The organism is Paracoccus luteus, assembly GCF_004522155.1.
GTDB lineage: Bacteria > Pseudomonadota > Alphaproteobacteria > Rhodobacterales > Rhodobacteraceae > Paracoccus > Paracoccus luteus.
In genome coordinates this window covers 38,546-63,784 of the sequence record NZ_SDEA01000001.1, presented here as the reverse complement: position 1 = coordinate 63,784, position 25,239 = coordinate 38,546, and the positions used below count along the sequence as shown (strand labels likewise).

Annotated in this window: 23 protein-coding genes; 19 read left to right on the top strand and 4 right to left on the bottom strand. The window is 70.9% G+C overall.

The genetic code is table 11. The annotated features are described in order from the left end of the window. The first annotated feature begins 89 nt into the window (after positions 1-89). The 8 genes from chvE to EPA64_RS00270 are packed head-to-tail and all read left to right on the top strand — an operon-like array spanning position 90 to position 9,066. Positions 90-1,154, top strand: a complete 1,065-nt coding sequence (gene chvE / locus EPA64_RS00305; RefSeq protein ID WP_134724262.1) for a multiple monosaccharide ABC transporter substrate-binding protein — start codon at positions 90-92, stop codon at positions 1,152-1,154. Positions 1,155-1,209: 55 nt separating this feature from the next. After that, entirely contained in the window at positions 1,210-2,736 is a 1,527-nt protein-coding gene (gene mmsA, locus EPA64_RS00300) for a multiple monosaccharide ABC transporter ATP-binding protein (protein ID WP_134724261.1), read from the top strand. Then, complete coding sequence (mmsB, locus tag EPA64_RS00295; RefSeq protein ID WP_134724260.1) at positions 2,733-3,935, top strand: multiple monosaccharide ABC transporter permease; 1,203 nt, start codon at positions 2,733-2,735, stop codon at positions 3,933-3,935. Before mmsA ends, mmsB begins: the two co-directional genes overlap by 4 nt. A gap of 60 nt (positions 3,936-3,995) precedes the next feature. Then, positions 3,996-5,738 (top strand): L-arabinonate dehydratase, encoded by a 1,743-nt coding sequence (araD, locus tag EPA64_RS00290; protein ID WP_134724259.1) that lies wholly within the window; start codon positions 3,996-3,998, stop codon positions 5,736-5,738. Beyond that, positions 5,725-6,681: a Gfo/Idh/MocA family protein gene (locus EPA64_RS00285; RefSeq protein WP_246026530.1), complete on the top strand. Its 957-nt coding sequence runs from the start codon at positions 5,725-5,727 to the stop codon at positions 6,679-6,681. Before araD ends, EPA64_RS00285 begins: the two co-directional genes overlap by 14 nt. Beyond that, positions 6,678-7,604 (top strand): 2-dehydro-3-deoxygalactonokinase, encoded by a 927-nt coding sequence (locus tag EPA64_RS00280; RefSeq protein WP_134724257.1) that lies wholly within the window; start codon positions 6,678-6,680, stop codon positions 7,602-7,604. The genes EPA64_RS00285 and EPA64_RS00280 overlap by 4 nt, the downstream gene beginning before the upstream one ends. Beyond that, entirely contained in the window at positions 7,601-8,215 is a 615-nt protein-coding gene (locus EPA64_RS00275) for a 2-dehydro-3-deoxy-6-phosphogalactonate aldolase (RefSeq protein WP_134724256.1), read from the top strand. The genes EPA64_RS00280 and EPA64_RS00275 overlap by 4 nt, the downstream gene beginning before the upstream one ends. Further along, positions 8,215-9,066 carry an SMP-30/gluconolactonase/LRE family protein gene (locus EPA64_RS00270; protein WP_134724255.1) on the top strand — a complete coding sequence of 284 codons (852 nt, stop codon included), beginning with the start codon at positions 8,215-8,217 and terminating at the stop codon, positions 9,064-9,066. Before EPA64_RS00275 ends, EPA64_RS00270 begins: the two co-directional genes overlap by 1 nt. A gap of 10 nt (positions 9,067-9,076) precedes the next feature. On the opposite strand, the gene EPA64_RS00265 is transcribed toward EPA64_RS00270, so the two are convergent. Beyond that, entirely contained in the window at positions 9,077-10,108 is a 1,032-nt protein-coding gene (locus EPA64_RS00265) for an aldose epimerase family protein (protein WP_220443683.1), read from the bottom strand. Continuing rightward, positions 10,105-11,043 carry a sugar-binding transcriptional regulator gene (locus EPA64_RS00260; RefSeq protein WP_134724253.1) on the bottom strand — a complete coding sequence of 313 codons (939 nt, stop codon included), beginning with the start codon at positions 11,041-11,043 and terminating at the stop codon, positions 10,105-10,107. The genes EPA64_RS00265 and EPA64_RS00260 overlap by 4 nt, the downstream gene beginning before the upstream one ends. 104 nt (positions 11,044-11,147) lie before the next feature. On the opposite strand from EPA64_RS00260, the gene EPA64_RS00255 reads away from it, so the two are divergent. The 8 genes from EPA64_RS00255 (at position 11,148) to xylB (ending at position 19,615) form a co-directional block, all read left to right on the top strand. Then, complete coding sequence (locus tag EPA64_RS00255) at positions 11,148-12,464, top strand: ABC transporter substrate-binding protein (protein WP_134724252.1); 1,317 nt, start codon at positions 11,148-11,150, stop codon at positions 12,462-12,464. A 69-nt stretch (positions 12,465-12,533) separates the two neighbouring features. After that, the gene (locus EPA64_RS00250) at positions 12,534-13,403 is read left to right on the top strand and encodes a carbohydrate ABC transporter permease (protein ID WP_134724251.1); all 870 of its coding nucleotides are present in this window, start codon (positions 12,534-12,536) and stop codon (positions 13,401-13,403) included. Between the two features lie 4 nt (positions 13,404-13,407). After that, positions 13,408-14,238 (top strand): carbohydrate ABC transporter permease, encoded by an 831-nt coding sequence (locus EPA64_RS00245; protein WP_134724250.1) that lies wholly within the window; start codon positions 13,408-13,410, stop codon positions 14,236-14,238. A 15-nt stretch (positions 14,239-14,253) separates the two neighbouring features. Further along, positions 14,254-15,252 carry an ABC transporter ATP-binding protein gene (locus tag EPA64_RS00240; RefSeq protein WP_134724249.1) on the top strand — a complete coding sequence of 333 codons (999 nt, stop codon included), beginning with the start codon at positions 14,254-14,256 and terminating at the stop codon, positions 15,250-15,252. Further along, on the top strand, positions 15,249-16,013 hold the full coding sequence (locus EPA64_RS00235; protein WP_134724248.1) for an L-iditol 2-dehydrogenase: 765 nt from the start codon (positions 15,249-15,251) through the stop codon (positions 16,011-16,013). The genes EPA64_RS00240 and EPA64_RS00235 overlap by 4 nt, the downstream gene beginning before the upstream one ends. Before the next feature lie 3 nt (positions 16,014-16,016). Then, positions 16,017-17,483, top strand: a complete 1,467-nt coding sequence (locus EPA64_RS00230) for a mannitol dehydrogenase family protein (RefSeq protein WP_134724247.1) — start codon at positions 16,017-16,019, stop codon at positions 17,481-17,483. After that, entirely contained in the window at positions 17,480-18,166 is a 687-nt protein-coding gene (locus tag EPA64_RS00225) for an HAD family hydrolase (RefSeq protein ID WP_134724246.1), read from the top strand. Before EPA64_RS00230 ends, EPA64_RS00225 begins: the two co-directional genes overlap by 4 nt. 15 nt (positions 18,167-18,181) lie before the next feature. Continuing rightward, positions 18,182-19,615 carry a xylulokinase gene (xylB, locus tag EPA64_RS00220; RefSeq protein WP_134724245.1) on the top strand — a complete coding sequence of 478 codons (1,434 nt, stop codon included), beginning with the start codon at positions 18,182-18,184 and terminating at the stop codon, positions 19,613-19,615. 317 nt (positions 19,616-19,932) lie between these two features. On the opposite strand, the gene EPA64_RS00215 is transcribed toward xylB, so the two are convergent. Both EPA64_RS00215 and EPA64_RS00210 read right to left on the bottom strand, forming a co-directional pair. Continuing rightward, complete coding sequence (locus tag EPA64_RS00215) at positions 19,933-20,484, bottom strand: NTP transferase domain-containing protein (RefSeq protein ID WP_134724244.1); 552 nt, start codon at positions 20,482-20,484, stop codon at positions 19,933-19,935. Position 20,485: 1 nt separating this feature from the next. Then, entirely contained in the window at positions 20,486-21,454 is a 969-nt protein-coding gene (locus EPA64_RS00210) for an XdhC family protein (RefSeq protein ID WP_134724243.1), read from the bottom strand. 66 nt (positions 21,455-21,520) lie between these two features. Between EPA64_RS00210 and EPA64_RS00205 the strand changes: the two genes are divergently transcribed. The 3 genes from EPA64_RS00205 to EPA64_RS00195 are packed head-to-tail and all read left to right on the top strand — an operon-like array spanning position 21,521 to position 25,238. Next, positions 21,521-22,057: a 2Fe-2S iron-sulfur cluster-binding protein gene (locus EPA64_RS00205; RefSeq protein ID WP_246026529.1), complete on the top strand. Its 537-nt coding sequence runs from the start codon at positions 21,521-21,523 to the stop codon at positions 22,055-22,057. Then, the gene (locus EPA64_RS00200; RefSeq protein ID WP_134724241.1) at positions 22,054-23,034 is read left to right on the top strand and encodes an FAD binding domain-containing protein; all 981 of its coding nucleotides are present in this window, start codon (positions 22,054-22,056) and stop codon (positions 23,032-23,034) included. The genes EPA64_RS00205 and EPA64_RS00200 overlap by 4 nt, the downstream gene beginning before the upstream one ends. Beyond that, complete coding sequence (locus EPA64_RS00195) at positions 23,031-25,238, top strand: molybdopterin cofactor-binding domain-containing protein (protein WP_425467001.1); 2,208 nt, start codon at positions 23,031-23,033, stop codon at positions 25,236-25,238. Before EPA64_RS00200 ends, EPA64_RS00195 begins: the two co-directional genes overlap by 4 nt. Position 25,239 lies beyond the last annotated feature (1 nt).

The following is a 25,239-nucleotide window of genomic DNA, read 5'->3' as shown; positions in this document are numbered from 1 at the left end:
CGCGGCAACGGCGCTTTACCGTGGCGCGTGCGCGCCCGCCTTGCGGGGCGGCCGGGCCGGTCCAACGGCCCCGTAACGGGAGGAACGACATGGTATTGAGAAAGCTCGCGGCCACCGCCGCGATGGGTCTGGCGCTGCTGGCCTCGCAGGCGATGGCGCAGGACAAGGGGCTGGTCGGGATCGCGATGCCGACGAAATCGTCGGCGCGCTGGATCGACGACGGCAACAACATGGTCAAGGAACTGCAGGCGGCCGGTTACACCACCGACCTGCAATATGCGGAAGACGACATCCCGACCCAGCTGTCCCAGGTCGAGAACATGATCACCAAGGGCGCCAAGGCGCTGGTGATCGCGTCCATCGACGGCACCACGCTGACCAACGCGCTGGAAAACGCCAAGGCCGCCGACATCAAGGTGATCGCCTATGACCGGCTGATCCGCGACAGCGACGCGGTCAGCTATTACGCGACGTTCGACAACTTCAAGGTCGGCGTCCAGCAGGCGGAATCGCTGGTCAAGGGCCTGAAGGAACGCTTCCCCGACCAGAAGCCGTGGAACGTCGAACTGTTCGGCGGCAGCCCCGACGACAACAACGCCTTTTTCTTCTACGACGGCGCGATGTCGGTCCTGCAGCCGATGATCGACGCGGGCGAGATCGCCATCCCGTCCGGCCAGAGCGGCATGGACAAGGTGGGCACCCTGCGCTGGGATCCGGCGACCGCCCAGTCGCGGATGGACAACATCCTGTCCGCCAACTACGGCGACAAGCAGTTGCACGGGGTGCTGTCGCCCTATGACGGCCTGTCCATCGGCATCCTGTCGTCGGTCAAGGGCGTGGGCTATGGCTCGGGCGATCTCAAGATGCCCATCGTGACCGGGCAGGACGCCGAGATCCCGACCGTCAAGTCGATGGCCGCGGGCGAGCAGTATTCGACGATCTTCAAGGACACCCGCGAACTGGCCAAGGTCACCGTGGGCATGGTCGACGCCGTGCTGCAGGGGTCGGAACCGCAGATCAACGACACCACGACCTATGACAACGGCGTCAAGGTCGTGCCGTCCTATCTGCTGGAACCGGTGCCGGTCTTTGCCGACAACTATCAGCAGGTGCTGGTGGACAGCGGCTATTACACCGCAGACCAGATCAAGTGATGCGCACGGCCTGCCGCGCCCGCCGCGGCAGGCCGTCATTCGCGGGGGAACACCCATGACAGCGATACTCGAGATGCGGGGCATCGGGAAAAGCTTTCCCGGCGTGCGCGCGCTGGACCAGGTGAACCTGACCGTCGAGCCGGGCGAGATCCACGCCATCTGCGGCGAGAACGGCGCCGGCAAATCGACCCTGATGAAGGTGCTGTCGGGCGTCTATCCGCACGGCAGCTATGACGGCGACATCCTTTACGAAGGCCACGCCACCGCCTTTCGCGACATCCGCGACAGCGAGCGGCAGGGCATCATCATCATCCACCAGGAACTGGCGCTGGTGCCGCAGCTGTCGGTGGCCGAGAACATGTTCCTGGGCAACGAGGTCGCCCACCGCGGCGTCATCGACTGGAAACGCACCTGGGCGCGCACGCGCGAACTGCTGGCCAAGGTCGGCCTGTCCGAGGCGCCGACGACCCCGGTCGAAAAGCTGGGCGTCGGCAAGCAGCAGCTGATCGAGATCGCCAAGGCGCTGGCCAAGGACGTGCGCCTGCTGATCCTGGACGAACCGACCGCCGCCCTGCAGGAAAACGACAGCGCCAAGCTTTTGGACCTGATGCTTGAGCTGAAGGCGCAGGGCGTGACGCAGATCATCATCAGCCACAAGCTGAACGAGATCCGGCGCGTCGCCGACCGCGTGACCGTGATCCGCGACGGGTCGACCGTGTCCACGCTCGACCGCGCCGAGATCACCGAGGAACGCATCATCCGCGACATGGTCGGCCGCGACATGGCGCACCGCTATCCCGACCGCGTGCCCGACATCGGCGAGGTGCTGATGCGCGTGCAGGACTGGACCGTCTGGCACCCCGACCAGCCGCGCAAGGTCATCGACCGCGTGTCGTTCCAGGTCCGCCGGGGCGAGATCGTGGGCATCGCGGGCCTGATGGGATCGGGCCGCACCGAACTGGCGATGAGCCTGTTCGGCCGCAGCTATGGCCGCGACATCACGGGCACCGCCGAACTGGGCGGCAAGCCCGCCGACCTGTCCACCGTCGGGCGCGCCATCGACGCGGGCCTTGCCTATGTGACCGAGGACCGCAAGGCGCTGGGCCTGATCCTGGAAGAACCGATCCAGCGCAACATCAGCCTGGCGAACCTGGCGGGCGTCGCGCTGAACGGGGTGCTGTCGCCCGGACGCGAACAGGGCGTCGCCGAACGATACCGCCGCGACCTGCGCATCCGCACGCCCGGCGTGAACCAGCGCGTGGTGAACCTGTCGGGCGGCAACCAGCAAAAGGTCGTGCTGGCCAAGTGGCTGTTCACCGATCCGCAGGTGCTGATCCTGGACGAACCGACCCGCGGCATCGACGTTGGCGCCAAGTTCGAGATCTATGCGCTGATGAACGAACTGGTCGCGCAGGGGCGCGGCGTGGTGATGATCTCGTCCGAGATGCCGGAACTGCTGGGCATGTGCGACCGCATCCACGTCATGAACGAGGGCCGCTTCGTGGGCGAGCTGACCCGCGCTGACGCCAGCCAGGAACGGATCATGGCCCTGATCCTGCAAAGCGAAGGGAAAGCTGCATGACGACCGCCGACAGCGAGGCGAAGAAGCCCGGCATAGGCGCCCATCTGGGCGGCAACCTGCGCGAGAACGGGATGGTGCTGGCGCTGCTGGCGATCGTGCTGTTCTTCCTGATCATGGTGCGCGCGACGCAGGGCGTCGACTTCCTGTCGGCGCAGAACATCACCAACCTGTTCCTGCAGAACAGCTATGTCATCATCATGGCGCTGGGGATGCTGCTGGTCATCGTGTCGGGCCATATCGACCTGTCGGTCGGCTCGGTCGCGGCCTTTACCGGCGCGGTGTCGGCGGTGCTGACGGTGAAATGGGGCTGGCCGTTCTGGGCCGTGATCCCGGCGACGCTGGTGATGGGCGGGCTGATCGGGGCCGCGCAGGGATACTGGATCGCGTTCTGGCGCATCCCGTCCTTCATCGTGACGCTGGCGGGCATGCTGGTGTTCCGCGGGCTGACGCTGTGGCTGCTGCAGGGCCAGAACATCGGCCCGTTCCCCAAGGCCTTCCAGTCGTTGTCCACCGGATTCATCCCCGACGTCTTCGGCGCGGGCAAGCCCAACATGACGGCGCTGGTGATGGTGGGGCTGGCGGCGGCGGCGATCGTCTGGTCGGGCCTGCGCGGCCGGCGGCAGGACGCGGCCTTCGGGGTGGAACCGGAACCGGCGGGGCTGTTCTGGGCGCGCAACCTGATCGTGGTCGCGGCGCTGCTGTTCGTCGGCTGGAAGCTGGCGCAGTTCCGGGGCCTGCCGAACGTGCTGATCGTGATGTCGGTGCTGATCGTGCTCTACAGCTTTTTCACCGAACAGACGACGACCGGGCGGCGCATCTATGCCCTTGGCGGCAATGAAAAGGCCGCGCGGCTGTCGGGGATCAAGACCGACCGGCTGGTGTTTCTGACCTTCGTCAACATGGGCGTTCTGGCGGCGCTGGCCGGCATGATCGTGACCGCGCGGCTGAACAGCGCGACGCCCAAGGCGGGCGTGGGTTTTGAACTGGACGTGATCGCCGCCGTCTTCATCGGGGGCGCGTCCATGTCGGGCGGGTCGGGCCGGATCATCGGCGTGGTGGTCGGCGCGCTGATCATGGGCGTGATGAACAACGGCATGTCGATCATGGGCATCGGCATCGACTATCAGCAGGTCATCAAGGGGCTGGTGCTGCTGGCCGCCGTGATCTTCGACGTCTACAACCGCAACAAGCAGGGCTGAACGCCCCCCGCGCAGGCCGCCGCCCCCAAGGCCGCGGCCTGCGGCCCGAAAGGATATTCCATGACATTCACCCCCAAGCCCTGGCCGCGGAAGCTGCGGTCGCAGGAATGGTTCGGCGGCACCTCGCGCGACCACATCTATCACCGGTCCTGGATGAAGAATCAGGGCCTGCCCGCCGATCTGTTCGACGGCCGCCCGGTGATCGGGATCATGAATACCTGGTCGGAACTGACCCCCTGCAACGCGCATCTGAACGACCTCGCGCAGCGGGTCAAACACGGCATCTATGAGGCCGGCGGCTTTCCGGTCGAGGTGCCGGTGTTTTCCACCGCCGAATCCAGCTTTCGCCCGACCGCGATGATGTTCCGCAATCTTGCGTCGATGGCGGTCGAGGAACAGATGCGCGGCCAGCCCATCGACGGCTGCGTGCTGATGGTCGGCTGCGACAAGACCACGCCGTCCTTGCTGATGGCGGCGGCGTCCACCGACCTGCCGTCCATCGTCGTCACCGGCGGGCCGATGCTGAACGGCTGGTTCCGGGGCGAGCGGGTCGGGTCCGGCACCCATCTGTGGAAATTCTCCGAGGCGGTGAAGGCCGGCGAGATGAACCAGTCCGACTTCCTCGAGGCCGAGGCCGCGATGAGCCGCAGCGCGGGGTCGTGCAACACGATGGGCACCGCCAGCACGATGGCCAGCATGGCCGAGGCGCTGGGGATGGCGCTGTCGGGCAACGCCGCGATCCCGGCGGTGGACAGTCGCCGCCGGATGATGGCGCAGCTGACCGGGCGGCGGATCGTGCAGATGGTCAAGGACGACCTGAAGCCCAGCGACATCCTGACCCGCGAGGCGTTCGAAAACGCGATCCGCGTCAACGGCGCCATCGGCGGGTCCACCAACGCCGTCATCCACCTGCTGGCGCTGGCCGGGCGCGTGGGCATCGACCTGACCCTTGACGACTGGGACCGGCTGGGGCGCGACGTGCCGACCATCGTCAACCTGATGCCGTCGGGCAAATACCTGATGGAAGAATTCTTCTATGCCGGCGGCCTACCCGTCGTCATCAAGCGGCTGGGGGAGGCCGGGCTGTTGCACAACGACGCGCTGACCGTCAGCGGCCAGACCGCGTGGCAGCAGGTGGCGGACGTGGTGAACTGGAACGAGGACGTGATCCTGCCTGCCGACCGGCCCCTGACCGAACACGGCGGCATCGCGGTGCTGCGCGGCAACCTTGCCCCCGACGGGGCGGTGCTGAAGCCGTCCGCCGCGTCGGCGCATCTGCTGGTCCATCGCGGCCGCGCGGTCGTCTTCGAGGATATCGACGACTACAAGGCGCGCATCAACGACGAGGCGCTGGACATCGACGAGACCTGCGTGATGGTGATGAAGAACTGCGGGCCCAAGGGCTATCCCGGCATGGCCGAGGTCGGCAACATGGGCCTGCCGCCCAAGGTTTTGCGGAAGGGCATCACCGACATGGTGCGGATCTCCGACGCGCGGATGTCGGGCACCGCCTATGGCACGGTCGTCCTGCACACCGCGCCGGAATCGGCGGTCGGCGGCCCGCTGGCCGTGGTGCAGACCGGCGACATGATCGAGCTGGACGTGCCCGCGCGGCGCCTGCATCTGGACATCCCCGACGCTGAACTGGCGCGCCGGCTGGCCGACTGGACGCCCGCCGTGACGCCGCCACAGGGCGGATACGCGCAGATCTTCCACAGCCATGTGCAGGGCGCCGACACCGGCGCGGATTTCGATTTCCTGCGCGGTTGCAGGGGCGCGGGGGTCGGCCGTGACAGCCACTGACAGCCCGGCCGCCATCCCGCTGGCCGTCGTCGGTCTGGGCAAGATCGCCCGCGACCAGCATGTGCCGGAAATCAACGCCTCGCCCGCGTTCACGCTGGCCGCGACCGTCGATCCTGCGGGCGGGATGGCGGGGGTGCGGAACTTTGCCGATCTGGCCACGATGCTGGACACGCGCCCCGACATCGCCGCCGTCGCGCTGTGCACCCCGCCTCAGGTCCGGTTCGAGCTGGCCCGCGCCGCCCTGCTGGCGGGCCGCGACGTCCTGCTGGAAAAGCCGCCCGGCGTCACCGTGGCCGAGATGCACGCGCTGGACCGCATCGCCGCCGACCACGGCCGCGTGCTGTTCACCGCCTGGCATTCGCAGTTCGCGCCGGGCGTGGACCCCGCGCGCGACTGGTTGGCGGGCCGCCGCGTGACCGGGGTCGAGGTCGTCTGGCGCGAGGATGTGCGCCAGTTCCACCCCGGCCAAGACTGGATCTTCCAGCCCGGCGGCACCGGCGTCCACGATCCGGGCATCAACGCGCTGTCGGTGCTGACCCGTATCCTGCCCTCTGCCCTGCGCGTGACCGCCGCCGAACACATGGTCCCCGCCAACCGCGCCGCCCCCATCGCCGCCCGCGTCACGCTGGCGACCGAGGAGGGCGCGCCGGTCACGATGGACATGGATTTCCGCGAACAGGGCACCCCCCGCTGGGACATGACCATCCGCACCGACCGGGGCGACCTGACGCTGTCGCGCGGCGGCGCGGCGGTCGCGGCGGAGGGGCTGGACATCGCCGCCGCGGGCGCGCTGCCGGGCGAATACCGGCGCATCTATGAACGCTTTGCCGGGCTGATCGCGCGGCGCGAACGCGACGTGGACGCCGCGCCCTTTCAGCTGGTCGCCGACGCCTTCCTGCTGGCGCGCTGGTCCGTCGTCGAGCCGTTCGAGTGGCGGGCATGACCCCCCCGCTCGAAGGTATCGCCGCCGACTGGATCGCCGCCGACTGGGGCACCAGCAACCTGCGCGTCTGGGCGATCTCGGACGCGGGCGCGGTGCTGGCGCAGGCGGAAAGCGGCCGCGGCATGGGCCGGCTGGACCGCGACGGGTATGAACCCGCGCTGCTGGACCTGATCGGGGGCTGGCTGGCCCCGGACCGCGTGACCCCGGTGCTGGTCTGCGGCATGGCGGGCGCGCGCCAAGGCTGGGCCGAGGCGGCGTATCGCCCCGTCCCCTGCCCGCCGCTTGGTCTGCCGCTGACCGCCGCCCCCACCGCCGACCCGCGGCTGGCGGTGTCGATCGTGCCGGGGCTGTCGCAGACACGCCCCTCGGCCGACGTGATGCGCGGCGAGGAAACCCAGATCGCGGGCGCGCTGGCGGGCCATCCGGGGTTCGACGGCGTGGTCTGCCTGCCCGGCACCCACAGCAAATGGGCCGAGGTGTCGGCGGGCGAGGTCGTCAGCTTTCGCAGCTTCATGACGGGCGAGCTGTTCGACCTGCTGGCCACCCGCTCGGTCCTGCGCCACGGGCTGGCGGCCGAGGGCTGGGACGACGCCGCCTTTGACGCCGCCGTGGCCGAGGCGATGGCCCGCCCCGAGGCGCTGGCCGCCCGCCTGTTCACCCTGCGGGCCGAGGGGCTGCTGGCGGGCCTGTCCCCCGCCGCCGCCCGTGCCCGCCTGTCGGGGCTGCTGATCGGGGCGGAACTGGCCGCCGCCCGGCCGTGGTGGCTGGGCCGCGACGTGCTGCTGGTCGGCGCGGGCTCGCTTGCCGCGCTTTATGCCCGCGCGCTTGCGCCCCTGGGCGTGACGCCGCGCACCCTGCCTGCGGACGCTGCGGCGCTGGCAGGGCTGGCGCAGGCCTGCGCGCTGACGAAAGGAAATCCATGACCCGCCCCCTGATCGCCATCCTGCGCGGCATCACCCCGCCCGAGGCCGTGGCCCACGCCGAGGCGCTGATCGCCGCAGGCATCACCCTGATCGAGGTGCCGCTGAACTCTCCCGACCCGTGGGACAGCATCGCGGCGCTGCTGGCCGCCTGCGGGGGGCGGGCGCGGATCGGGGCCGGAACGGTGCTGACGACGGCGCAGGTGGAGCGGCTGGCGCGAATGGGCGCGCATCTGGTCGTGTCGCCCAACGCCGACGCCGCGGTGATCCGCGCCACCCGCGCGGCGGGGATGGACAGCTGGCCCGGTGTGATGACGCCATCCGAGGCGTTCGCCGCCATCCACGCGGGCGCGACGGGGCTGAAGCTGTTCCCCGCCAGCCTGATCGGCCCCGCCGGGATGGCCGCGATGCGGGCGGTGCTGCCGCCGGACCTGCCGGTCTATGCCGTGGGCGGCGCGGGGGCGGACAATTTCGCCGAATGGCGGGCGGCGGGCGCAGGCGGGTTCGGCATCGGCACGGCGCTGTATCGCCCCGGACAGACGCCCGCGCAGACGGCCGCCGCCGCCACCGCCATCGTCGCGGCGTTCGACGCCGCCGTGCCGGGGAACGGCTGATGCGGGTGCTGGACGCAACCCCGTGCGAGCTGGGCGAGGGCGCGTTCTGGCACCCGGAACGCGGCGTCTTCATGTGGTTCGACATCGTCGGCAAGACCCTGTTCGCCGCCGAACCCGGCGGCACGCGCCGCTGGGCGATGCCCGAGATGACCTCGGCGATGGGGTGGGTGGACCGCGACCGGCTGATGCTGTCGGGGGAAACGAGCCTTGCGCTGTTTAACCTGGAAACCGGCGCGCGTGAGATGGTCGCGGCCATCGCCGCCGACGACCATTCGGTGCGGTCGAACGACGGGCGCGCCGATCCGTGGGGCGGGTTCTGGGCGTCCACGATGGGCAAGCAGGCGCAGCCCGGCGCGGGCGCGATCTGGCGCTGGTGGCGGGGCGAGCTGCGCCGCCTGCACGACGCCATCACCATCCCGAACGCCATCTGCTTTCACGACCGCCACGCGTATTTCGCCGACACCGCCCGCCGGATCGTCTGGCGGCAGGGGCTGGACGCCGCGACCGGCTGGCCGCAGGGCACGGCAGAGGTGTTCCTGGACCTGTCGGCCGACGGGCTGAACCCCGACGGCGCGGTGACGGACGCCGCGGGGAACATCTGGATCGCGCAATGGGGCGCGGGGCGCGTCGCCTGCCACGCCCCGGACGGCCGGCTGGTCCGCAGCCTGCCCGTCCCTGCGGGGCAATGCAGCTGCCCGGCCTTCGGCGGGCCGGCGCTGTCGGATCTGATGGTGACCTCGGCCCGGCAGGGGCTGGGACCGCAGGCGCTGGCCGCCGATCCGCTGGCCGGGCAGACCTTTGTCGCCGCGGGGGGCGTCGCGGGCGTCGCCCCGCCGCGCGTGACGATCTGAGGGGCCTGCCCTAGCGATCAGGGGCGACGGCGCTGAACTCCAGCGCCATGCGGTGCCGGTATTCCCCGCCGGGCCGCAGGATGCAGCCGGGAAAATCCGGCCGGTTCGGGCTGTCGGGCCAGGCGCCGGGTTCCAGACACACGGCGTCGCCCATGCGGTAAGCCGCGCCGCCCTTGCCCGTGACGGTGCCGTCCAGCACATTGCCGGTGTAAAGCTGCAGCCCCGGCGCGTCGGTCCACAGCGCCATGCCCCGCCCGGACGCCGGGTGGTCCAGCCGCGCCGCCTGCCGGAACCCGGCGCCGTCCAGCGCGAAACAATGGTCATAGCCCCGCCCGCGCAGCAGCTGCGGATGCCCTGACCGCAGACCGTCCCCGATCCGGCGGCCCCCGCGAAAGTCAAAGGGCGTGCCCGCGACCGGCTGCGGCGCATCCGCCAGCGGGATCGCGGCGTCGTCCACGGGCAGATAGCGGGCGGCGGCGATGGTCAGGCGGTGGTCGTCCACCGCCCGGATCGCCGCCGGGTCGTCCACCCCGCCGAGGTTGAAGAACGCATGGTTCGTCAGGCTGACCGGCGTCGCGCGGTCGGCGGTCGCCGTCATGGTGATCGCCAGCCGCCCGTCGCTGCTATTGCCCGCCGCGCTGTTGTCCTGCAGCTCATAGGTCACGCGCGCCGCCAGCCGCCCCGGAAAGCCCTGATCGCCGTCGGGGCTGACCAGTTCCAGCGTGACGGATCGGGCGTCATGCGCGGCAACCGTCCAGTCGCGCCGGTCGAACCCCTCGGCCCCGCCGTGCAGCGTGTTTGCGCCGTCGTTCGCGGACAGCCGGTGCGTCACCCCGTCCAGATCGAACCGCGCGCCCGCGATGCGGTTCGCGAACCGCCCAACCGTGACCCCGAAGAAACCGCGCCCCGCCCGCGGATCGGGCACGCCCGCCAGAACATCCGCGGCGCGTCCCGCCGCGTCGGGCACCCGCAGCGCGACCAGCGTCGCGCCAAAGGGGTCGATCTCGGCCGACAGACCGCCGGGCAGTGCAAGCCGGATCATGCCTCGTCCCCTTGCGCCAGCAGCCATTCGGCCGATGCCTCGTCGATGACCAGCCCGGTGACCAGCCCGCCCCGCAGCGCGCCCAGCGCGGCCGCGCGCTTGGACGTGCCGTGGACCGCGGCGATGACGCGGGTGCGCGCCGTGTCCGGCAAGGGCGCCGCCGCGACGCGCGCCTGATCCGGCAGCAGGCGCCCCCGCGCGTCATAGGCGCGGCCCAGGATTTCGCCCACCGCGCCCGCGTCGTGCAGGGCCGCGACCTCGGGGCCGGTCAGGAACCCGTCCTGCAACAGCGGCGCGTCCGGGTCCACGGACCCCAGCCCGACGAACGCCACCTGCGCGCGCCCTGCCAGTTCCATCACGCGGGCGATGCCGGGCTGGCGGTGCAGGGCGTCCTTTTCCTCGGCCGTGGCGGCGATCACCGGGACCATCAGCGGAAATATCCGCGCCGTCACAAGGTCGGACAGCGAAAACAGCACGTTGTAATAGGCGGCCGAGCCGTCCGGCGCGATGTTGCCGGTCAGCGACACGATGCGGTGCTGCGGGCAGTCGATCCGCGACATCTGCCCCACGGCGGCGCGCAGGGTCCGTCCGGTGCCGATGGCGACGATCTGCGGATCGGGGCGGGCAAGCTCGGCCTCGATCAGGTCGGCCAGCGCCATCGCCACGCCTGCCGGTCCCGCCTGATCGGGCGCCACCTCGGCCAGCGTCAGGCCAAAGGCCGCGCGCAGCCGGTCGCCCAGATCGCGGCAGCGCGCCAGCGGGTGGTCGATGCGGACCTTGACCATGCCCGACGCCATCGCCTGCGCCACCAGCCGCTGCGCGGTCTGGCGCGACACGCCCAGCGCGCGGGCGATGTCGTCCTGGGTCTGGCCGGCGACGTAATACATCCACGCCGCGCGGGCCTGCTGATCCTGTTTGCGGTTGTCCCGCGTCATGCCACCATCCACCCGGCGCGAATCCGTTTGACAAACGATGCACCACGGATGAGCATTTGCCCATAGTCAGGGCAAATGACGCCCCTCGGGGAGGAGGACACCGAATGACCACCACGATGCGGCGCCTGCTGGGCGCCGGCGCGCTGACCGCGCTGGCGATCCCGGCCGCGGCCGAAACGCTGACCATCGCCACCGTGAACAACGGCGACATGATCCGCATGCAGAAGATGGCCGAGGATTTCACGGCCAAGAACCCCGACATCCAGCTGGAATGGGTGACGCTGGAGGAAAACATCCTGCGCCAGCGCGTCACCACCGACATCGCCACCAAGGGCGGCCAGTATGACGTGGTGACGATCGGCAACTATGAGGTGCCGATCTGGGCCAAGCAGGGCTGGCTGATGCCGCTGGACCAGCTGCCCGCCGAATACGACGTCGACGACCTGCTGCCCGCGCTGCGCAGCGCGCTGTCGCAGGACGGCAAGCTGTATGCCGCGCCCTTCTATGGCGAATCGGCGATGGTGATGTATCGCACCGACTTGGCCGAAAAGGCGGGCGTGACCATCCCCGAAAGCCCGACCTGGGCGCAGCTGCTGGATGCCGCCCGCAAGATGACCGACAAGGACGCCGAGATCTATGGCATCTGCCTGCGCGGCAAGGCCGGCTGGGGCGAGAACATGGCGTTCCTGTCGGCGATGGCCAACAGCTATGGCGCGGCGTGGTTCGACATGGACTGGAAACCCCTGCTGACCAGCGACGAATGGAAGGCCGCAGCCAACGACTACGTCACCATCATGGCCGAGGCGGGGCCGCCCGGCGCGTCGTCCAACGGCTTCAACGAGAACCTCGCGCTGTTCCAGCAGGGCAAGTGCGGGATGTGGATCGACGCGACGGTCGCCGCGGGCTTTGTCACCAACCCGGCGGAATCGACGGTGGCAGACAAGGTGGGCTTTGCCCAGTTCCCCAACAAGGAAGGCGTGGACAACCACGGCAACTGGCTGTGGTCCTGGAACCTGGCGGTGCCGGCGTCCACCGACGCGCCCGAGGCCGCGCAGAAGTTCATCGCCTGGGCGACCAGCAAGGATTACACCAACCTGATCGCCGGCCAGGAAGGCTGGCTTGCCGCCCCGCCCGGCACCCGCACGTCGCTGTATGACAACGCGGAATACCAGGCGGCCGCGCCCTTCGCGAAACTGACGCTGCAATCCATGAACGCGGCGACGCCGGAACGTCCGTCGGTCGCCGAGACGCCCTATACCGGCGGGCAGTTCGTCGCGATCCCCGAGTTCCAGGCGATCGGGACGGCCGTCGGCCAGCAGTTGTCGGCCGCCGTCGCCGGGCAGATGCCGGTCGATCAGGCGCTGACCGCGTCCCAGCAGATCGCCGAGCGGGAAATGGCCAAGGCCGGCTATCCCAAGTGAGCTGACCCGATCCACCGGCCGGGCGGTCCGCCGCCCGGCCTTTCGACGCCGCCAGCAAGGGGACGCGGCATGGCAACCCGACATCAACGCGGACTGGCCCGGCTGATGGTGGCGCCCTCGGTGGTGCTGCTGCTGGGCTGGATGATCGTGCCGCTGGCCATGACGCTGTGGTTCAGCTTTCAAAGCTATAACCTGCTGTCGCCGGGGACGGAACAGTTCATCGGGCTGATGAACTATCGCTTTTTCCTGTCCGACCCGGCGTTCTGGGCGGCGCTGACCAACACGCTGCTGATCGTGGGGGGCGTGCTGGTCATCACGGTGGGGGGGGGCGTCCTGCTGGCCCTGCTGATCGACCAGCCGATGTGGGGTCAGGGCATCGTCCGCATCCTTGTCATCGCGCCGTTCTTCATCATGCCGACCGTGTCGGCGCTGGTGTGGAAGAACATGTTCCTGAACCCCGTCAACGGCCTGTTCGCTTGGATCGCCAAGCTGCTGGGCGCGCAGCCGGTCGATTTCCTGGCGCAGTATCCGCTGGCCTCGATCATCGGGATCGTGGCGTGGCAGTGGCTGCCCTTTGCGACGCTGATCCTGCTGACCGCGCTGCAGTCGCTGGACAGCGAGCAGATGGAGGCGGCCGAGATGGACGGCGCCGGCGCCTGGGCCAAGTTCACCCACCTGACCCTGCCGCATCTGTCGCGCCCGATCACCGTCGTCGTGCTGATCGAGACGATCTTCCTGTTGTCGGTCTTCGCCGAGATCCTCGTCACCACCAACGGCGGGCCGGGATACCAGTCCACCAACCTGACCTATCTGGTCTATTCACAGGCGCTGCTGCAGTTCGACGTGGGCGGCGCATCCGCGGGCGGCATCGTGGCCGTCATCCTTGCCAACATCGTCGCGATCTTCCTGATGCGGTTGATCGGGCGGACGCTGGACTGACCCTATGGCCCGCACCGTCACCCCCGCGCGCAAGCTGACCTTCACCCTGCTGGCCTGGGGGGTCGGGCTGCTGATCTTTTTCCCGATCCTGTGGACCGTCCTGACCAGCTTCAAGACCGAAGGGGACGCCGTCGCCAGCCCGCCCAGGTTCCTGTTCTTCGACTGGACGCTGGAAAACTATGCGGCGGTGCAGGAACGCTCGCCCTATGTGCGCCACTTCCTGAACTCGATCGCGATCGCGCTGGGGTCCACCCTGCTGGGGCTGGCGGTCGCGGTGCCCGCCGCGTGGTCGATGGCGTTCCAGCCGGCAAAGCGCACCCGCGACGTGCTGATCTGGATGCTGTCCACCAAGATGATGCCCGCGGTCGGCGTGCTGATCCCGATCTATCTGCTGTTTCGCGACCTTGGCCTGCTGGACACGCGCAGCGGGGTGATCGTCGTGCTGATGCTGATGAACCTGCCGATCATCGTGTGGATGCTGTATACCTATTTCCGCGAGATCCCGGCCGAGATCCTGGAAGCCGCGCGCATGGACGGCGCCGGGCTGTGGCACGAGATCCGGCACGTCCTGCTGCCGATGGCGCTGCCGGGGATCGCCTCCACGATGCTGCTGAACATCATTCTGGCGTGGAACGAGGCGTTCTGGACGCTGAACCTGACGACCAGCAAGGCCGCCCCGCTGACCGCCTTCATCGCCAGCTATTCCAGCCCCGAGGGGCTGTTCTATGCCAAGCTGTCGGCGGCCAGCACGATGGCCATCGCGCCGATCGTCATCATGGGCTGGTTCAGCCAGAAACAGCTTGTCCGCGGCCTGACCTTCGGCGCGGTCAAGTAATCAACGGGGGAACACATGGGCAGCATCACCCTGCGCCAGGTCCGCAAGTCATTCGGCCCGGTCGAGGTCATTCCGGGCGTGGACCTGGACATCTCGGACGGCGAGTTCGTGGTCTTCGTCGGGCCGTCCGGCTGCGGGAAATCGACACTGCTGCGGCTGATCGCGGGGCTTGAGGACGTGACCGCGGGCCAGATCCTGATCGACGGGCAGGACGTGACCCACGCCGCGCCGTCGAAACGGCGGCTGGCGATGGTGTTCCAGTCCTATGCGCTTTACCCGCACATGACGGTGCGCAAGAACATCGCCTTTCCGCTGAAGATGGCGGGGCTGCCCCCGGCCGAACAGGACGCCCGCGTGGGCCAGGCCGCGGGCATCCTGAACCTGACGCCCTATCTGGACCGCAGGCCCGGCCAGCTGTCGGGCGGCCAGCGCCAGCGCGTCGCCATCGGCCGCGCCATCGTGCGCGAGCCGGCGGCGTTCCTGTTCGACGAGCCGCTGTCGAACCTGGACGCCGCGCTGCGGGTCAACATGCGGGTGGAAATCAGCCAGCTGCACAAGAAGCTGGCGACCACGATGGTCTATGTCACCCACGACCAGGTCGAGGCGATGACGATGGCCGACAAGATCGTCGTGCTGCAGGCCGGGCGGATCGAGCAGGTAGGCAGCCCGCTGGACCTCTACAACCGGCCCGCCAACCGCTTTGTCGCGGGGTTCATCGGCTCGCCCAACATGAACTTTGTCGAGGGCGAGGCAGCGGCCCGCCTCGGCGCCCACGCCATCGGCGTGCGGCCCGAGCACTGGCAGCTGTCCACCAGCGCCGGCGCGCTGCAGGGCACCGTGGGCGTGGCCGAGCATCTGGGGTCGGACACGTTCCTGCATGTGGGGCTGGACGGCGGCACCCCCATCGTCGTGCGCGCGCCGGGCGAGGTGCCCGTCCACCACGGCGACCGCATCTGGCTGACCCCGCAGGACGGCCGCATCTATCGTTTCGACGCACAAGGAATGGCACTATGAGACTTGCCGGCAAGACCGCCCTGATCACCGGGGCCGCGCGCGGCATCGGCCGCGCCTTTGCCGAGGCCTATATCGCCGAGGGCGCGCGCGTCGCCATCGCCGACATCGACGCGGCCCGCGTGGCGCAGACCGCCGCGGACATCGGCGCGGTGCCGATCGTGATGGACGTGACCGATCAGGCCAGCATCGACGCGGGCGTCGCGCAGGCGGTGGCCGACCTGGGCGGCATCGACATCCTGATCAACAACGCCGCGCTGTTCGACCTGGCGCCCATCGTGGACATCACCCGCGACAGCTATGACCGGCTGTTCTCGATCAACGTGGGCGGCGCGCTGTTCACCCTGCAGGCGGTGGCGCGGCACATGATCGACACCGGCAGGCGGGGCAAGATCATCAACATGGCAAGCCAGGCGGGCAGGCGCGGGGAACCGCTGGTCGCCGTCTATTGCGCGACCAAGGCCGCCGTCATCAGCCTGACGCAATCGGCGGGGCTGAACCTGATCGCCCACGGCATCAACGTGAACGCCATCGCGCCGGGCGTCGTGGACGGCGAGCATTGGGACGGCGTGGACGCCAAGTTCGCCGCATATGAGGGCAAGCCCCGCGGCCAGAAAAAGGCCGAAGTCGGCGCCGCCGTCCCCTTTGGCCGGATGGGCACCGCCGCCGACCTGACCGGCATGGCCGTTTTCCTCGCCTCGCCCGAGGCCGATTACATCGTCGCCCAGACGTATAACGTCGATGGCGGCAACTGGATGAGCTGACCCATGACCCGACTGTCGAACGCGACCCTGCCCGGCCTGACCGGCGCGGCCACCCCGTCCTATGACCGCGCCGCGCTGACGCCGGGCATCGTCCATTTCGGGCTGGGCAATTTCCACCGCGCGCATCAGGCGGTCTATCTGGACCGGCTGATGAATGACGGGCTGGGCCACGACTTTGCCATCGTCGGCGCGGGCGTCATGCCGTCCGACGCGCGGATGCGCGAGGTGCTGGCGGCGCAGGACCACCTGTATACCGTCGTCGAACAATCCGCCGCCGCGTCTGACGCCCGCGTTCTGGGCGCGACCGTCGATTACCTGCCGCCGGGCGATCCCGCGCGCACCATCGCGGCGCTGGCCGACCCCGCGATCCGCATCGTGTCGCTGACGATCACCGAGGGCGGCTATTTCATCGACGCGGCGACCGGGCATTTCGACCCGACCCATCCCGCCATCGCGGCGGACGCCGCCAACCCCGCCGCGCCCGCAACCGTCTTTGGCCTGATCGTCGCGGGCCTGCGCGCGCGGCGCGACGCGGGGACGGTCCCGTTCACCGTCATGTCCTGCGACAACATCCCCCACAATGGCGTCGTCACCCGCGAGGCGGTGGTGGAAACCGCCCGCCTGGCCGACCCGCGGCTTGCCGACTGGATCGCGGCGAACGTGGCGTTCCCCAACGGCATGGTGGACCGCATCACCCCCGCCACCAGCGAGCGTGAGCGCGCGATGGTCCGCGACGACTTCGGGATCGAGGATGCGGCACCCGTGTTCTGCGAGGATTTCATCCAGTGGGTGCTTGAGGACAACTTCCCCGCCGGCCGCCCGCCGCTGGAACGCGCGGGGGTCGAGTTCGTCGCCGACGTGACCCCGTGGGAGATGATGAAGATCCGCATCCTGAACGGCGGCCACGCGGTCATCGCCTATCCCGCCGGGCTGATGGACATCCATTTCGTCCACGAGGGGATGCAGGACGATCTGGTCCGCGCCTTCCTCGACAAGGTAGAAACCGACGAGATCATCCCCGTGGTGCCGCCGGTGCCCGGCACCGACCTGACCGCCTATTTCGACAAGGTCAAGGAACGCTGCGCCAACCCCAAGATCGGCGACACGATCCGGCGCCTGTGTCTGGACGGATCGAACCGCCAGCCCAAGTTCATCATCCCGACCATCGCCGACCGGCTGGCGCGGGGTCTGCCGGTCGAGGGGCTGGCGCTGGAATCGGCGCTGTGGTGCCGATACTGCGCGGGGACCACCGACAGCGGCGCGGTGATCGAGCCGAACGATCCCAACTGGGACCGCCTGACCGCCGCCGCCCAGGCCGCACGCCACGACCCGGCGGCATGGCTGGGCATGGCCGACATCTATGGCGCGACCGGACAGGACGCGCGGCTGGCCGAGCCGTTCGCGCGCTGGCTGGCGATGCTGTGGGCGGACGGCACGGCGGCGACCCTGCGCCGGTATCTGGGGCGATGACGGGGCTGGCCGCCCCGGCGCTGATCTTCGACTGCGACGGGGTGCTGATCGACAGCGAGCCGTTGTCGGTCGCCGAACTGGGGCTGGCGCTGCGCGCGGCGGGCGCGCCGGTCAGCGACGCCGACATCTATGACCGGATGATCGGCCGGTCGGTGGCCGAGATCACCGCGCTGGTCCACGGCGAACACGGCATCGACGCGACGCCCCTGCTGCCCGGCTATCGCGCGCGGCTGGCGGAACGCTTTGCCGCCGAACTGCGCCCCATCCCCGGCATCGCCGCGGCGCTGGCCGCGCTTTCGGGGTTGCCGCGCGCGGTCGCCTCGTCCTCGACGCCCGCGCGGCTGGACCAGACGCTGCGGCTGACGGGGCTGTGGGACGCCTTCGCCCCGCATATCCATTCCGCGACCGAGGTTGCGCGCGGCAAGCCCGCGCCCGACCTGTTCCTGCATGTCGCGGCCCGGCTGGGCGTGCGCCCCGCCGACTGCATCGTGATCGAGGACAGCATCGCCGGCATCCGCGCCGCACAGGCTGCGGGCATGCGCTGCATCGCCTTTACCGGCGGCAGCCATGCGGCGGCGGCGCGGCTGGCCGAACGCCTGCCCGCGCTGGACCCCGAGGCGGTGATTGCGCAGGCCGTCGAACTGCCGGACATTGTGGCGCGGCTGGCGGCCGCGCAGGGCTGACCGGAAAGGACGGCGATGTATCTGGGGATCGATCTGGGCACCTCGGGTGTCAAGGTGCTGCTGATGGACGAGGACCAGCGCGTGCTGGGGTCTGCGACCGCGGCGCTGACCGTCTCGCGTCCCGCGCCGGGGTGGTCGGAACAGGAACCCGCCGACTGGATCGCCGCGACCGAAAGGGCCGTCGCCGATCTGCGCGCGCGCCATGACCTGTCGGGCGTGCAGGGCATCGGCCTTTCGGGCCAGATGCACGGCGCGGTGACGCTGGACGCCGGCGACCGGGTGATCCGCCCGGCGATCCTGTGGAACGACGGGCGCAGCCACCGCCAAGCCGCGCGGCTGGACGCCGACCCGCGGTTCCGCGCCATCTCGGGCAACATCGTCTTTCCCGGCTTCACCGCGCCCAAGCTGGTCTGGATGGCCGACGAGGAGCCGGCGGCGTTTGCCCGCGTCGCCCGCGTGCTGCTGCCCAAGGACTATCTGCGCCTGTGGCTGACCGGCGAGCATGTGGCCGAAATGTCGGACGCCGCCGGCACCAGCTGGCTGGACACCGGCGCCCGCGCATGGTCGCCCGAGCTGCTGGCCGCGTCCGGCATGCGCCCCGACCAGATGCCCGCGCTGATCGAGGGGAATGCGCCATCGGGCGGGTTGCGCATGGCGCTGGCCGACGAATGGGGGATGCGGCCCGGCACGGTGGTCTCGGGCGGCGCGGGCGACAACGCCGCGACCGCCATCGGCGCAGGGACGGTGGCGGGGGGTCAGGGGTTCGTGTCGCTGGGCACCTCGGGGGTGCTGTTCGCGGCGACCGACCGTTACCTGCCGCTGCCGGAAAGCGCGGTCCACGCGTTCTGCCACGCGCTGCCGGGGATGTGGCACCAGATGGGGGTGATCCTGTCGGCGTCCGCGGCGCTGGAATGGCTGGCGGGCATCCTGGGCCAGCCCGCCGCCGCGCTGACCGCCGAGCTGGGCGACCGGCTGGCCGCGCCCACCGAGACGCTGTTCCTGCCCTATCTGTCGGGCGAGCGCACACCCCACAACGACGCCACGCTGACCGCGCGCCTCATCGGGCTGACCGCCCGCACCGACCGCGCGGCGATGACCCGCGCCGTGCTTGAAGGCGTGGCATTTGCGCTGGCCGACAACCTCGCCGCGCTGCGCGCCGCGGGGTCGGACCCGCAGGCGCTGCTGGCGCTGGGGGGCGGGGCGCGGTCGCGTTACTGGCTGGCGGCGATCGCCACGGCGCTGGACCTGCCGGTGCTGGTCCCCGAAAGCGGCGATTTCGGCGCGGCCTTCGGCGCGGCGCGGCTGGGGCTGATGGCGGCCACGGGGGCCGACCCGCTGGCAGTCTGCACGGCCCCCCGTATCGCGGCCGAGATCGCGCCGGACGCCGCGCTGCGCCCCGCGTTTCAGGACGCGCTGGCCCGGTTCCGCGCCGAGGGGCCGCGCGGCTAGGGCAGCAGATCGCCCGGCCGGTCGATGTCGCGCAGCGCGCCCGCGGGCAGCGCCCCGCGTTCGGGGACGCGCTGGCCCGGTGCCGCGCCGAGGGGCCGCGCGGCTAGGGCAGCAGATCGCCCGGCCGGTCGATGTCGCGCAGCGCGCCCGCGGGCAGCGCCCCGCGTTCGGGGACGCGCTGGCCCGGTGCCGCGCCGAGGGGCCGCGCGGCTAGGGCAGCAGATCGCCCGGCCGGTCGATGTCGCGCAGCGCGCCCGCGGGCAGCGCCCCGCGTTCGGGGACGCGCTGGCCCGGTGCCGCGCCGAGGGGCCGCGCGGCTAGGGCAACAGATCGCCCGGCCGGTCGATGTCGCGCCGCGCGCCCGCGGGCAGCGCCAGCCCGACCGGGTTCATCGCCGCCAGCAGCGGTCCCGCCCCCCGGTCGCCCTGCGCGCCGGCCAGCGCCGCGATCAGCGCGCCGGGGATGCAGGCCGGAACGCCGGGCCGTCCATTATGCAGGGTGGCGGCGGGCCGGTCGTCCGTGCAGGCGTCGATCACCCGCGCCAGATGGTCGGCGGTGATCCCCGGCATGTCCCCCAGCGCGATCAGCAGCCGCCCCGTGCCCAAGGCGCGCGCCGCCGCGACGCCTGCGCGCAGGCTGGCGGATTGATCCTCGCCGTCCGGCGCGACGATGGCAAACCCGTCCAGCATGGGGACCAGCGCCGGGTTGCGGACCACGGCGATGCGCGCGTCCAGCGCAACGCCGCGCAGCGCGTCCGCCGCCCAGCCCAGCACCGGGCGGCCCCGGTCCGCGGCCGCCAGCTTGTCGCCCGCGCCGAACCGCCGCCCGTGGCCCGCCGCCAGCAGCAGCCCGACCCTTGTCCCCGGCATGTCAGCGCGGGGCCTCGGCCAGGATCTCGGCCAGCACCGACACCGCCAGCACCTGCGGGTCGCGGGCCGACGGGATCAGCCCGATAGGCCCGCGCAGCCGCGCCAGCGCGACGTCGGGCAGGCCCATGTCCCGCAGCGCGGCGACCCGTGCGCGATGCGTCCGCAGGCTGCCCTGCGCGCCGACATAGAAGGCGGGCGAGCGCAACGCGTCGGCCAGCAGCGGCGGCTCGCGGTCGTGGTCGTGGAAGAACAGCACCACCGCCGTCCACGGGTCGGGGTCGGCGCCCAGCCCGGTCGCGCCGGGGGTCAGCATCGTCACCGGAACGCCCCGCGCGGCCGCCGCCCGCGCGGTGGCCGCATCGGGCGTGGCCAGCCGCACCGGATGCCCCGCCGCCGCGGCCAGTGCGGCGAAGACCAGCGCCTCGACCCCGGTGCCGGCGGTCAGGCACTGGACCGGCGGGGCAAGGTGGATGGCAAACCCCGCGCCCGCGCCGCCCAGCCCCAGCCCCGCATCCGCCAGCCCAGTGTCCGCCAGCCCCGTCTCGGACAGCCGCAGCACCGCGGGCCGCCGCGCCGCCAGCCGGGCCAGCGCGCCCGTCACCGGCGCGGGATCGCGGACCGGCACCAGCGCCACGTCCAGGCCCCCGCCGCAGGGCAGCGTCAGATCGACAAAGGGCGACCCGCGCCCGTATCGCAGCCGGACCGCGCGGCCGGTCGCCGCGACGTCGGCGGCATGCAGGGCCAAGTCCGCCTCGATGCAGCCGGAGCTGAGCTGGCCAACCGCCCCGCCCGCCGCCGGGAACGCCATGAAGGCGCCCGGCGCGCGGTAATGCGGCCCCTCGACGCCGGTCACGACGGCGATCACGCCGCCATCGGCCAGCGCGGCAAGCGGGTCGCCCACGGGGTCGGTCGGGGCCGCCGCGGCATCGGCGGCCCGCGCGAGCGTATCGAAAGGATCGAACAATTCCATCGGACGGGAACCCCTTGCCGCACCCGCTTGTTCCCTGCCGACGCAGCCGCCGCAAGGAGCCACGCCGTGCCCGCCCCATCAGACCACTCGATCACCCTGACCGTCAACGGCACGGCCGAAACGCTGACCCTGCCCGATCCGCGCGTCAGCCTGCTGGACGCGCTGCGCCAGCGGCTGAAACTGACCGGCACCAAGAAGGGCTGCGACCACGGCCAGTGCGGCGCCTGCACCGTCATCGTCAACGGACGGCGCATCAACAGCTGCCTGTCGCTGGCCGTGATGCACGACGGCGACCAGATCACCACCATCGAGGGGCTGGGCGCGCCCGGCGCGCTGGCCCCGATGCAGGCGGCGTTCCTGCATCACGACGGGTTCCAGTGCGGCTATTGCACCCCCGGCCAGATCATGTCGGCGACCGCCATGCTGGACGAGGCGCGCGCCGGCTGGCCCAGCGTCGTGTCGGGCGACCTGACCGCGCCAAGCCTCAGCGACGACGAGATCCGCGAGCGCATGTCGGGCAATCTGTGCCGCTGCGCCGCCTATCCCAACATCGTCGCCGCCATCCGCGAGGTCGCCGACACCGCACCGGAGGATGCGGCATGAGGGCGTTCACCTATGCCCGCGCCGCCACCCCGGCCGACGCCATCGGCGCGGCGGGGCGGCTGATCGCGGGCGGCACCAACCTGCTGGACCTGATGAAGCTTGAGGTCGAGACGCCCGACCGGCTGCTGGACGTGAACCACATCGGCCTGGACGAGATCGCGCCCGACGGCGACGGGCTGCGGGTGGGCGCGCTGGTGCGCAACGCCGACCTTGCCGCCGACGACCGCGTGCGGCGCGACTGGCCGCTGTTGTCCCGCGCGCTGCTGGCGGGCGCCAGCGGCCAGATCCGCAACCGCGCCACGACCGGCGGCAACCTGATGCAGCGCACGCGCTGCCCGTATTTCTATGACCTGGCCGCCGCCTGCAACAAGCGCGACCCGGGCACCGGCTGCGACGCGCTGGCGGGCAAGAACCGCAACCACGCGATCCTTGGCGCGTCGGACCGCTGCATCGCCACCTATCCCGGCGACATGGCGGTGGCCCTGACCGCCCTGGACGCCGTGGTCGAGATCGAGGGCGCGGGCGGCACCCGCCGCGTGCCGGTGGGCGATTTCCGCCGCCTGCCCGGCGACACGCCCGAACGCGACACGGTGCTGGAACCGGGCGATCTGATCCGCGCCGTCACCCTGCCCGCGCCCACGGGCGGGCGGCAGGTCTATCGCAAGGTGCGCGACCGGCGGTCCTATGCCTTTGCGCTGGTGTCGGTCGCGGTCGACGTGACCGTCACGGGCGGCAGCATCACCCGCGCCGCGCTGGCCTTGGGCGGCATCGCCCCCCGGCCGTGGCGCGATCCGGCGGCCGAGGCGCTGCTGGTCGGGCGCAGCCCCGACGCCGCGGGCTTTGCCGCCGCCGCCGACGCGATCCTGCAGGGCGCGCGCGGCTGGGGCGAGAACGACTTCAAGATCCCCCTCGCCCGCCGCACGATCATCGCGGCGCTGGCCGAGGCCACCGGAACCGACGTGAGGACCGCCGCATGAGCGCCCCGATCGAATCGAAGCTGCACCACAAGATGGACCGCCCGGACAGCGACAACCTGCTGGACCGCACCGCGCAGGGTGTCATCTCGGCCCCGCTGGACCGCCCCGAGGGGCCGCTGAAGGTCACCGGCCGCGCGACCTATGCCGACGAGGACCATCCTGACGACATCGCCCACGGCGTGCTGGCCCGCGCCACCATCGGGCGCGGCTGGGTCGTCGGCATGAACACCGCCGAGGTCCGTGCCATGCCGGGCGTGCTGGACGTCATCCGCGACCCGCGCCTGCTGCGCAGCCCGGCGCAGGGACAGGCGGCGCGCGCGCCCGTGCAGAACCCGGCCGAGATCTTTTATGTCGGCCAGCCCGTCGCGCTGGTCGTGGCCGAGACGCTGGAACAGGCGCGCCACGCGGCGCAGGCGATCCGCGCCACCTATGAGGCGCGCGAGCCGGTGGCGCTGGTGGACGGGCAGGACTATGCCGCCCCGCCCGGCAAGCAGGCCTCGCAGGGCGATCTTGACGCCGCGATGACGGACGCGGCGCACCGCATCGACGTGACCTATACGACCCCCGCGATGAGCCACGCCTCGATGGAGCCGCACGCCGCCGTCGCGTCATGGAACGGCAACCGGCTGACGGTGCGCTGTTCGAACCAGATGCTGAAACACAACGTCGCGGAACTGGCGGATTCGCTCGGCATCCGGGCCAAGAACGTCCGCATCCTGTCGCAGTATGTCGGCGGCGGCTTCGGCAGCAAGCTGGGCATCTCGCATGAATCGGTGGCCGCCGCCATCGCCGCAAAGCGGCTGGGCCGCCCGGTGTCGGTGGCCCTGCACCGCCGCACCGTGTTCGAGGCGACGATGCGCCGGTCGGAAACCCGCCAGCGCGTGCGGCTGGCCTGCGGCGCGGACGGGCGGCTGACCGGCGTCGGGCACGAGGTCTGGGTGTCAAACCTGAAAGGCGAGACATTCTCGGAACCCGTGACGCAGGCGACGCCCTTCACCTATGCCGGCGAGAACCGCGTCATCGGCCACCACGTCGCGCGGGTGAACCAGACCACCGCGGGTTCCATGCGCGCCCCCGGCGAGGCGGTGGGCGTCCCGATCATGGAATGCGCGATGGACGAGCTGGCCGAGGCCGCGGGCATCGACCCTGTCGAGCTGCGCATCCTGAACGTTCCCGACTCCGATCCCTCGACCGGCAAGGATTTTTCGTCCAACCGGCTGGCCGACTGCCTGCGGGCGGGGGCCGAGGCGTTCGGCTGGTCGCAGCGCCGGCAGCCCGGCCAGCGGCGCGAGGGGGAATGGCTGATCGGGCTGGGCATGGCGTCCGCGGTGCGCGTCAACATGCTGGAGGAGTCCGAGGCGAGCGTCATCCTGCTGCCCGACGGCACCGCCCGCGTCGAAACCGACATGACCGACATCGGCACCGGCAGCTATGCGATCCTGACCCAGATCGCGGCCGAGGCGCTGGGGCTGCCGATGGACCGGGTGACGACGGTGCTGGGCGACAGCGACCTGCCGCCCGCGTCGGGGTCGGGCGGGTCGTTCGGCGCGGCCTCGTCCGGCAGCGCGGTGATGCTGGCCGCGCAGGCGATCCGCATGCAGCTGGCCAAGCGGCTGGGCTGCGACGAGGCCGAGCTGACGCTGAAGGACGGCGCGGCCATCGCCGGCAACCGCGTCACCCCGCTGGCCGAGGTGCTGGACGGCGACACGCTGAAGGGCAATGGCCTGATCCAGCCCGGCAAGGCCGAGAAATCGACCCGGCAGGCCAGCTGGGGCGCCCAGTTCGCCGAGGTGGCGGTCAGCGCCCTGACCGGCGAGGTGCGGCTGCGCCGGCTTGAGGCGACCTTCGCCTGCGGGCGCATCCTGAACGAAAAGACCGCGCGTTCCCAGTGTCTTGGGGGCATGACCTTCGGCATCGGCTCGGCCCTGACCGAAGAGGTGATGAACGACCCGCGCGACGGGCATTTCGTCAACCGCGACATGGCCGAATACCACATCCCGGCGAACCTGGATGTGCCCGCGATGACGGTGACGTTCCTGCCCGACCGCGACCCCTATGCCAATCCGATGCAGGCCAAGGGCATCGGGGAACTGGCCTGCTGCGGCACTGCGGGCGCGATCGTCAACGCGATCCACAACGCGACCGGCATCCGGGTCAGGGATTTCCCGGTGACGGTGGACAAGCTGCTGGACCGCCTGCCCTGAC

Bases quoted from the DNA above. Each gene is read 5' to 3' on its own strand.
- EPA64_RS00230 (WP_134724247.1), top strand. From the start codon at position 16,017: ATGACCCGACTGTCGAACGCGACCCTGCCCGGCCTGACCGGCGCGGCC.
- EPA64_RS00250 (WP_134724251.1), top strand. From the start codon at position 12,534: ATGGCAACCCGACATCAACGCGGACTGGCCCGGCTGATGGTGGCGCCC.
- mmsA (WP_134724261.1), top strand. From the start codon at position 1,210: ATGACAGCGATACTCGAGATGCGGGGCATCGGGAAAAGCTTTCCCGGC.
- EPA64_RS00235 (WP_134724248.1), top strand. From the start codon at position 15,249: ATGAGACTTGCCGGCAAGACCGCCCTGATCACCGGGGCCGCGCGCGGC.
- EPA64_RS00270 (WP_134724255.1), top strand. From the start codon at position 8,215: ATGCGGGTGCTGGACGCAACCCCGTGCGAGCTGGGCGAGGGCGCGTTC.
- EPA64_RS00240 (WP_134724249.1), top strand. From the start codon at position 14,254: ATGGGCAGCATCACCCTGCGCCAGGTCCGCAAGTCATTCGGCCCGGTC.
- EPA64_RS00245 (WP_134724250.1), top strand. From the start codon at position 13,408: ATGGCCCGCACCGTCACCCCCGCGCGCAAGCTGACCTTCACCCTGCTG.
- EPA64_RS00210 (WP_134724243.1), bottom strand. From the start codon at position 21,454: ATGGAATTGTTCGATCCTTTCGATACGCTCGCGCGGGCCGCCGATGCC.
- mmsB (WP_134724260.1), top strand. From the start codon at position 2,733: ATGACGACCGCCGACAGCGAGGCGAAGAAGCCCGGCATAGGCGCCCAT.
- EPA64_RS00265 (WP_220443683.1), bottom strand. From the start codon at position 10,108: ATGATCCGGCTTGCACTGCCCGGCGGTCTGTCGGCCGAGATCGACCCC.
- xylB (WP_134724245.1), top strand. From the start codon at position 18,182: ATGTATCTGGGGATCGATCTGGGCACCTCGGGTGTCAAGGTGCTGCTG.
- EPA64_RS00275 (WP_134724256.1), top strand. From the start codon at position 7,601: ATGACCCGCCCCCTGATCGCCATCCTGCGCGGCATCACCCCGCCCGAG.
- araD (WP_134724259.1), top strand. From the start codon at position 3,996: ATGACATTCACCCCCAAGCCCTGGCCGCGGAAGCTGCGGTCGCAGGAA.
- EPA64_RS00280 (WP_134724257.1), top strand. From the start codon at position 6,678: ATGACCCCCCCGCTCGAAGGTATCGCCGCCGACTGGATCGCCGCCGAC.
- chvE (WP_134724262.1), top strand. From the start codon at position 90: ATGGTATTGAGAAAGCTCGCGGCCACCGCCGCGATGGGTCTGGCGCTG.
- EPA64_RS00200 (WP_134724241.1), top strand. From the start codon at position 22,054: ATGAGGGCGTTCACCTATGCCCGCGCCGCCACCCCGGCCGACGCCATC.
- EPA64_RS00255 (WP_134724252.1), top strand. From the start codon at position 11,148: ATGACCACCACGATGCGGCGCCTGCTGGGCGCCGGCGCGCTGACCGCG.
- EPA64_RS00215 (WP_134724244.1), bottom strand. From the start codon at position 20,484: ATGCCGGGGACAAGGGTCGGGCTGCTGCTGGCGGCGGGCCACGGGCGG.
- EPA64_RS00225 (WP_134724246.1), top strand. From the start codon at position 17,480: ATGACGGGGCTGGCCGCCCCGGCGCTGATCTTCGACTGCGACGGGGTG.
- EPA64_RS00195 (WP_425467001.1), top strand. From the start codon at position 23,031: ATGAGCGCCCCGATCGAATCGAAGCTGCACCACAAGATGGACCGCCCG.
- EPA64_RS00260 (WP_134724253.1), bottom strand. From the start codon at position 11,043: ATGACGCGGGACAACCGCAAACAGGATCAGCAGGCCCGCGCGGCGTGG.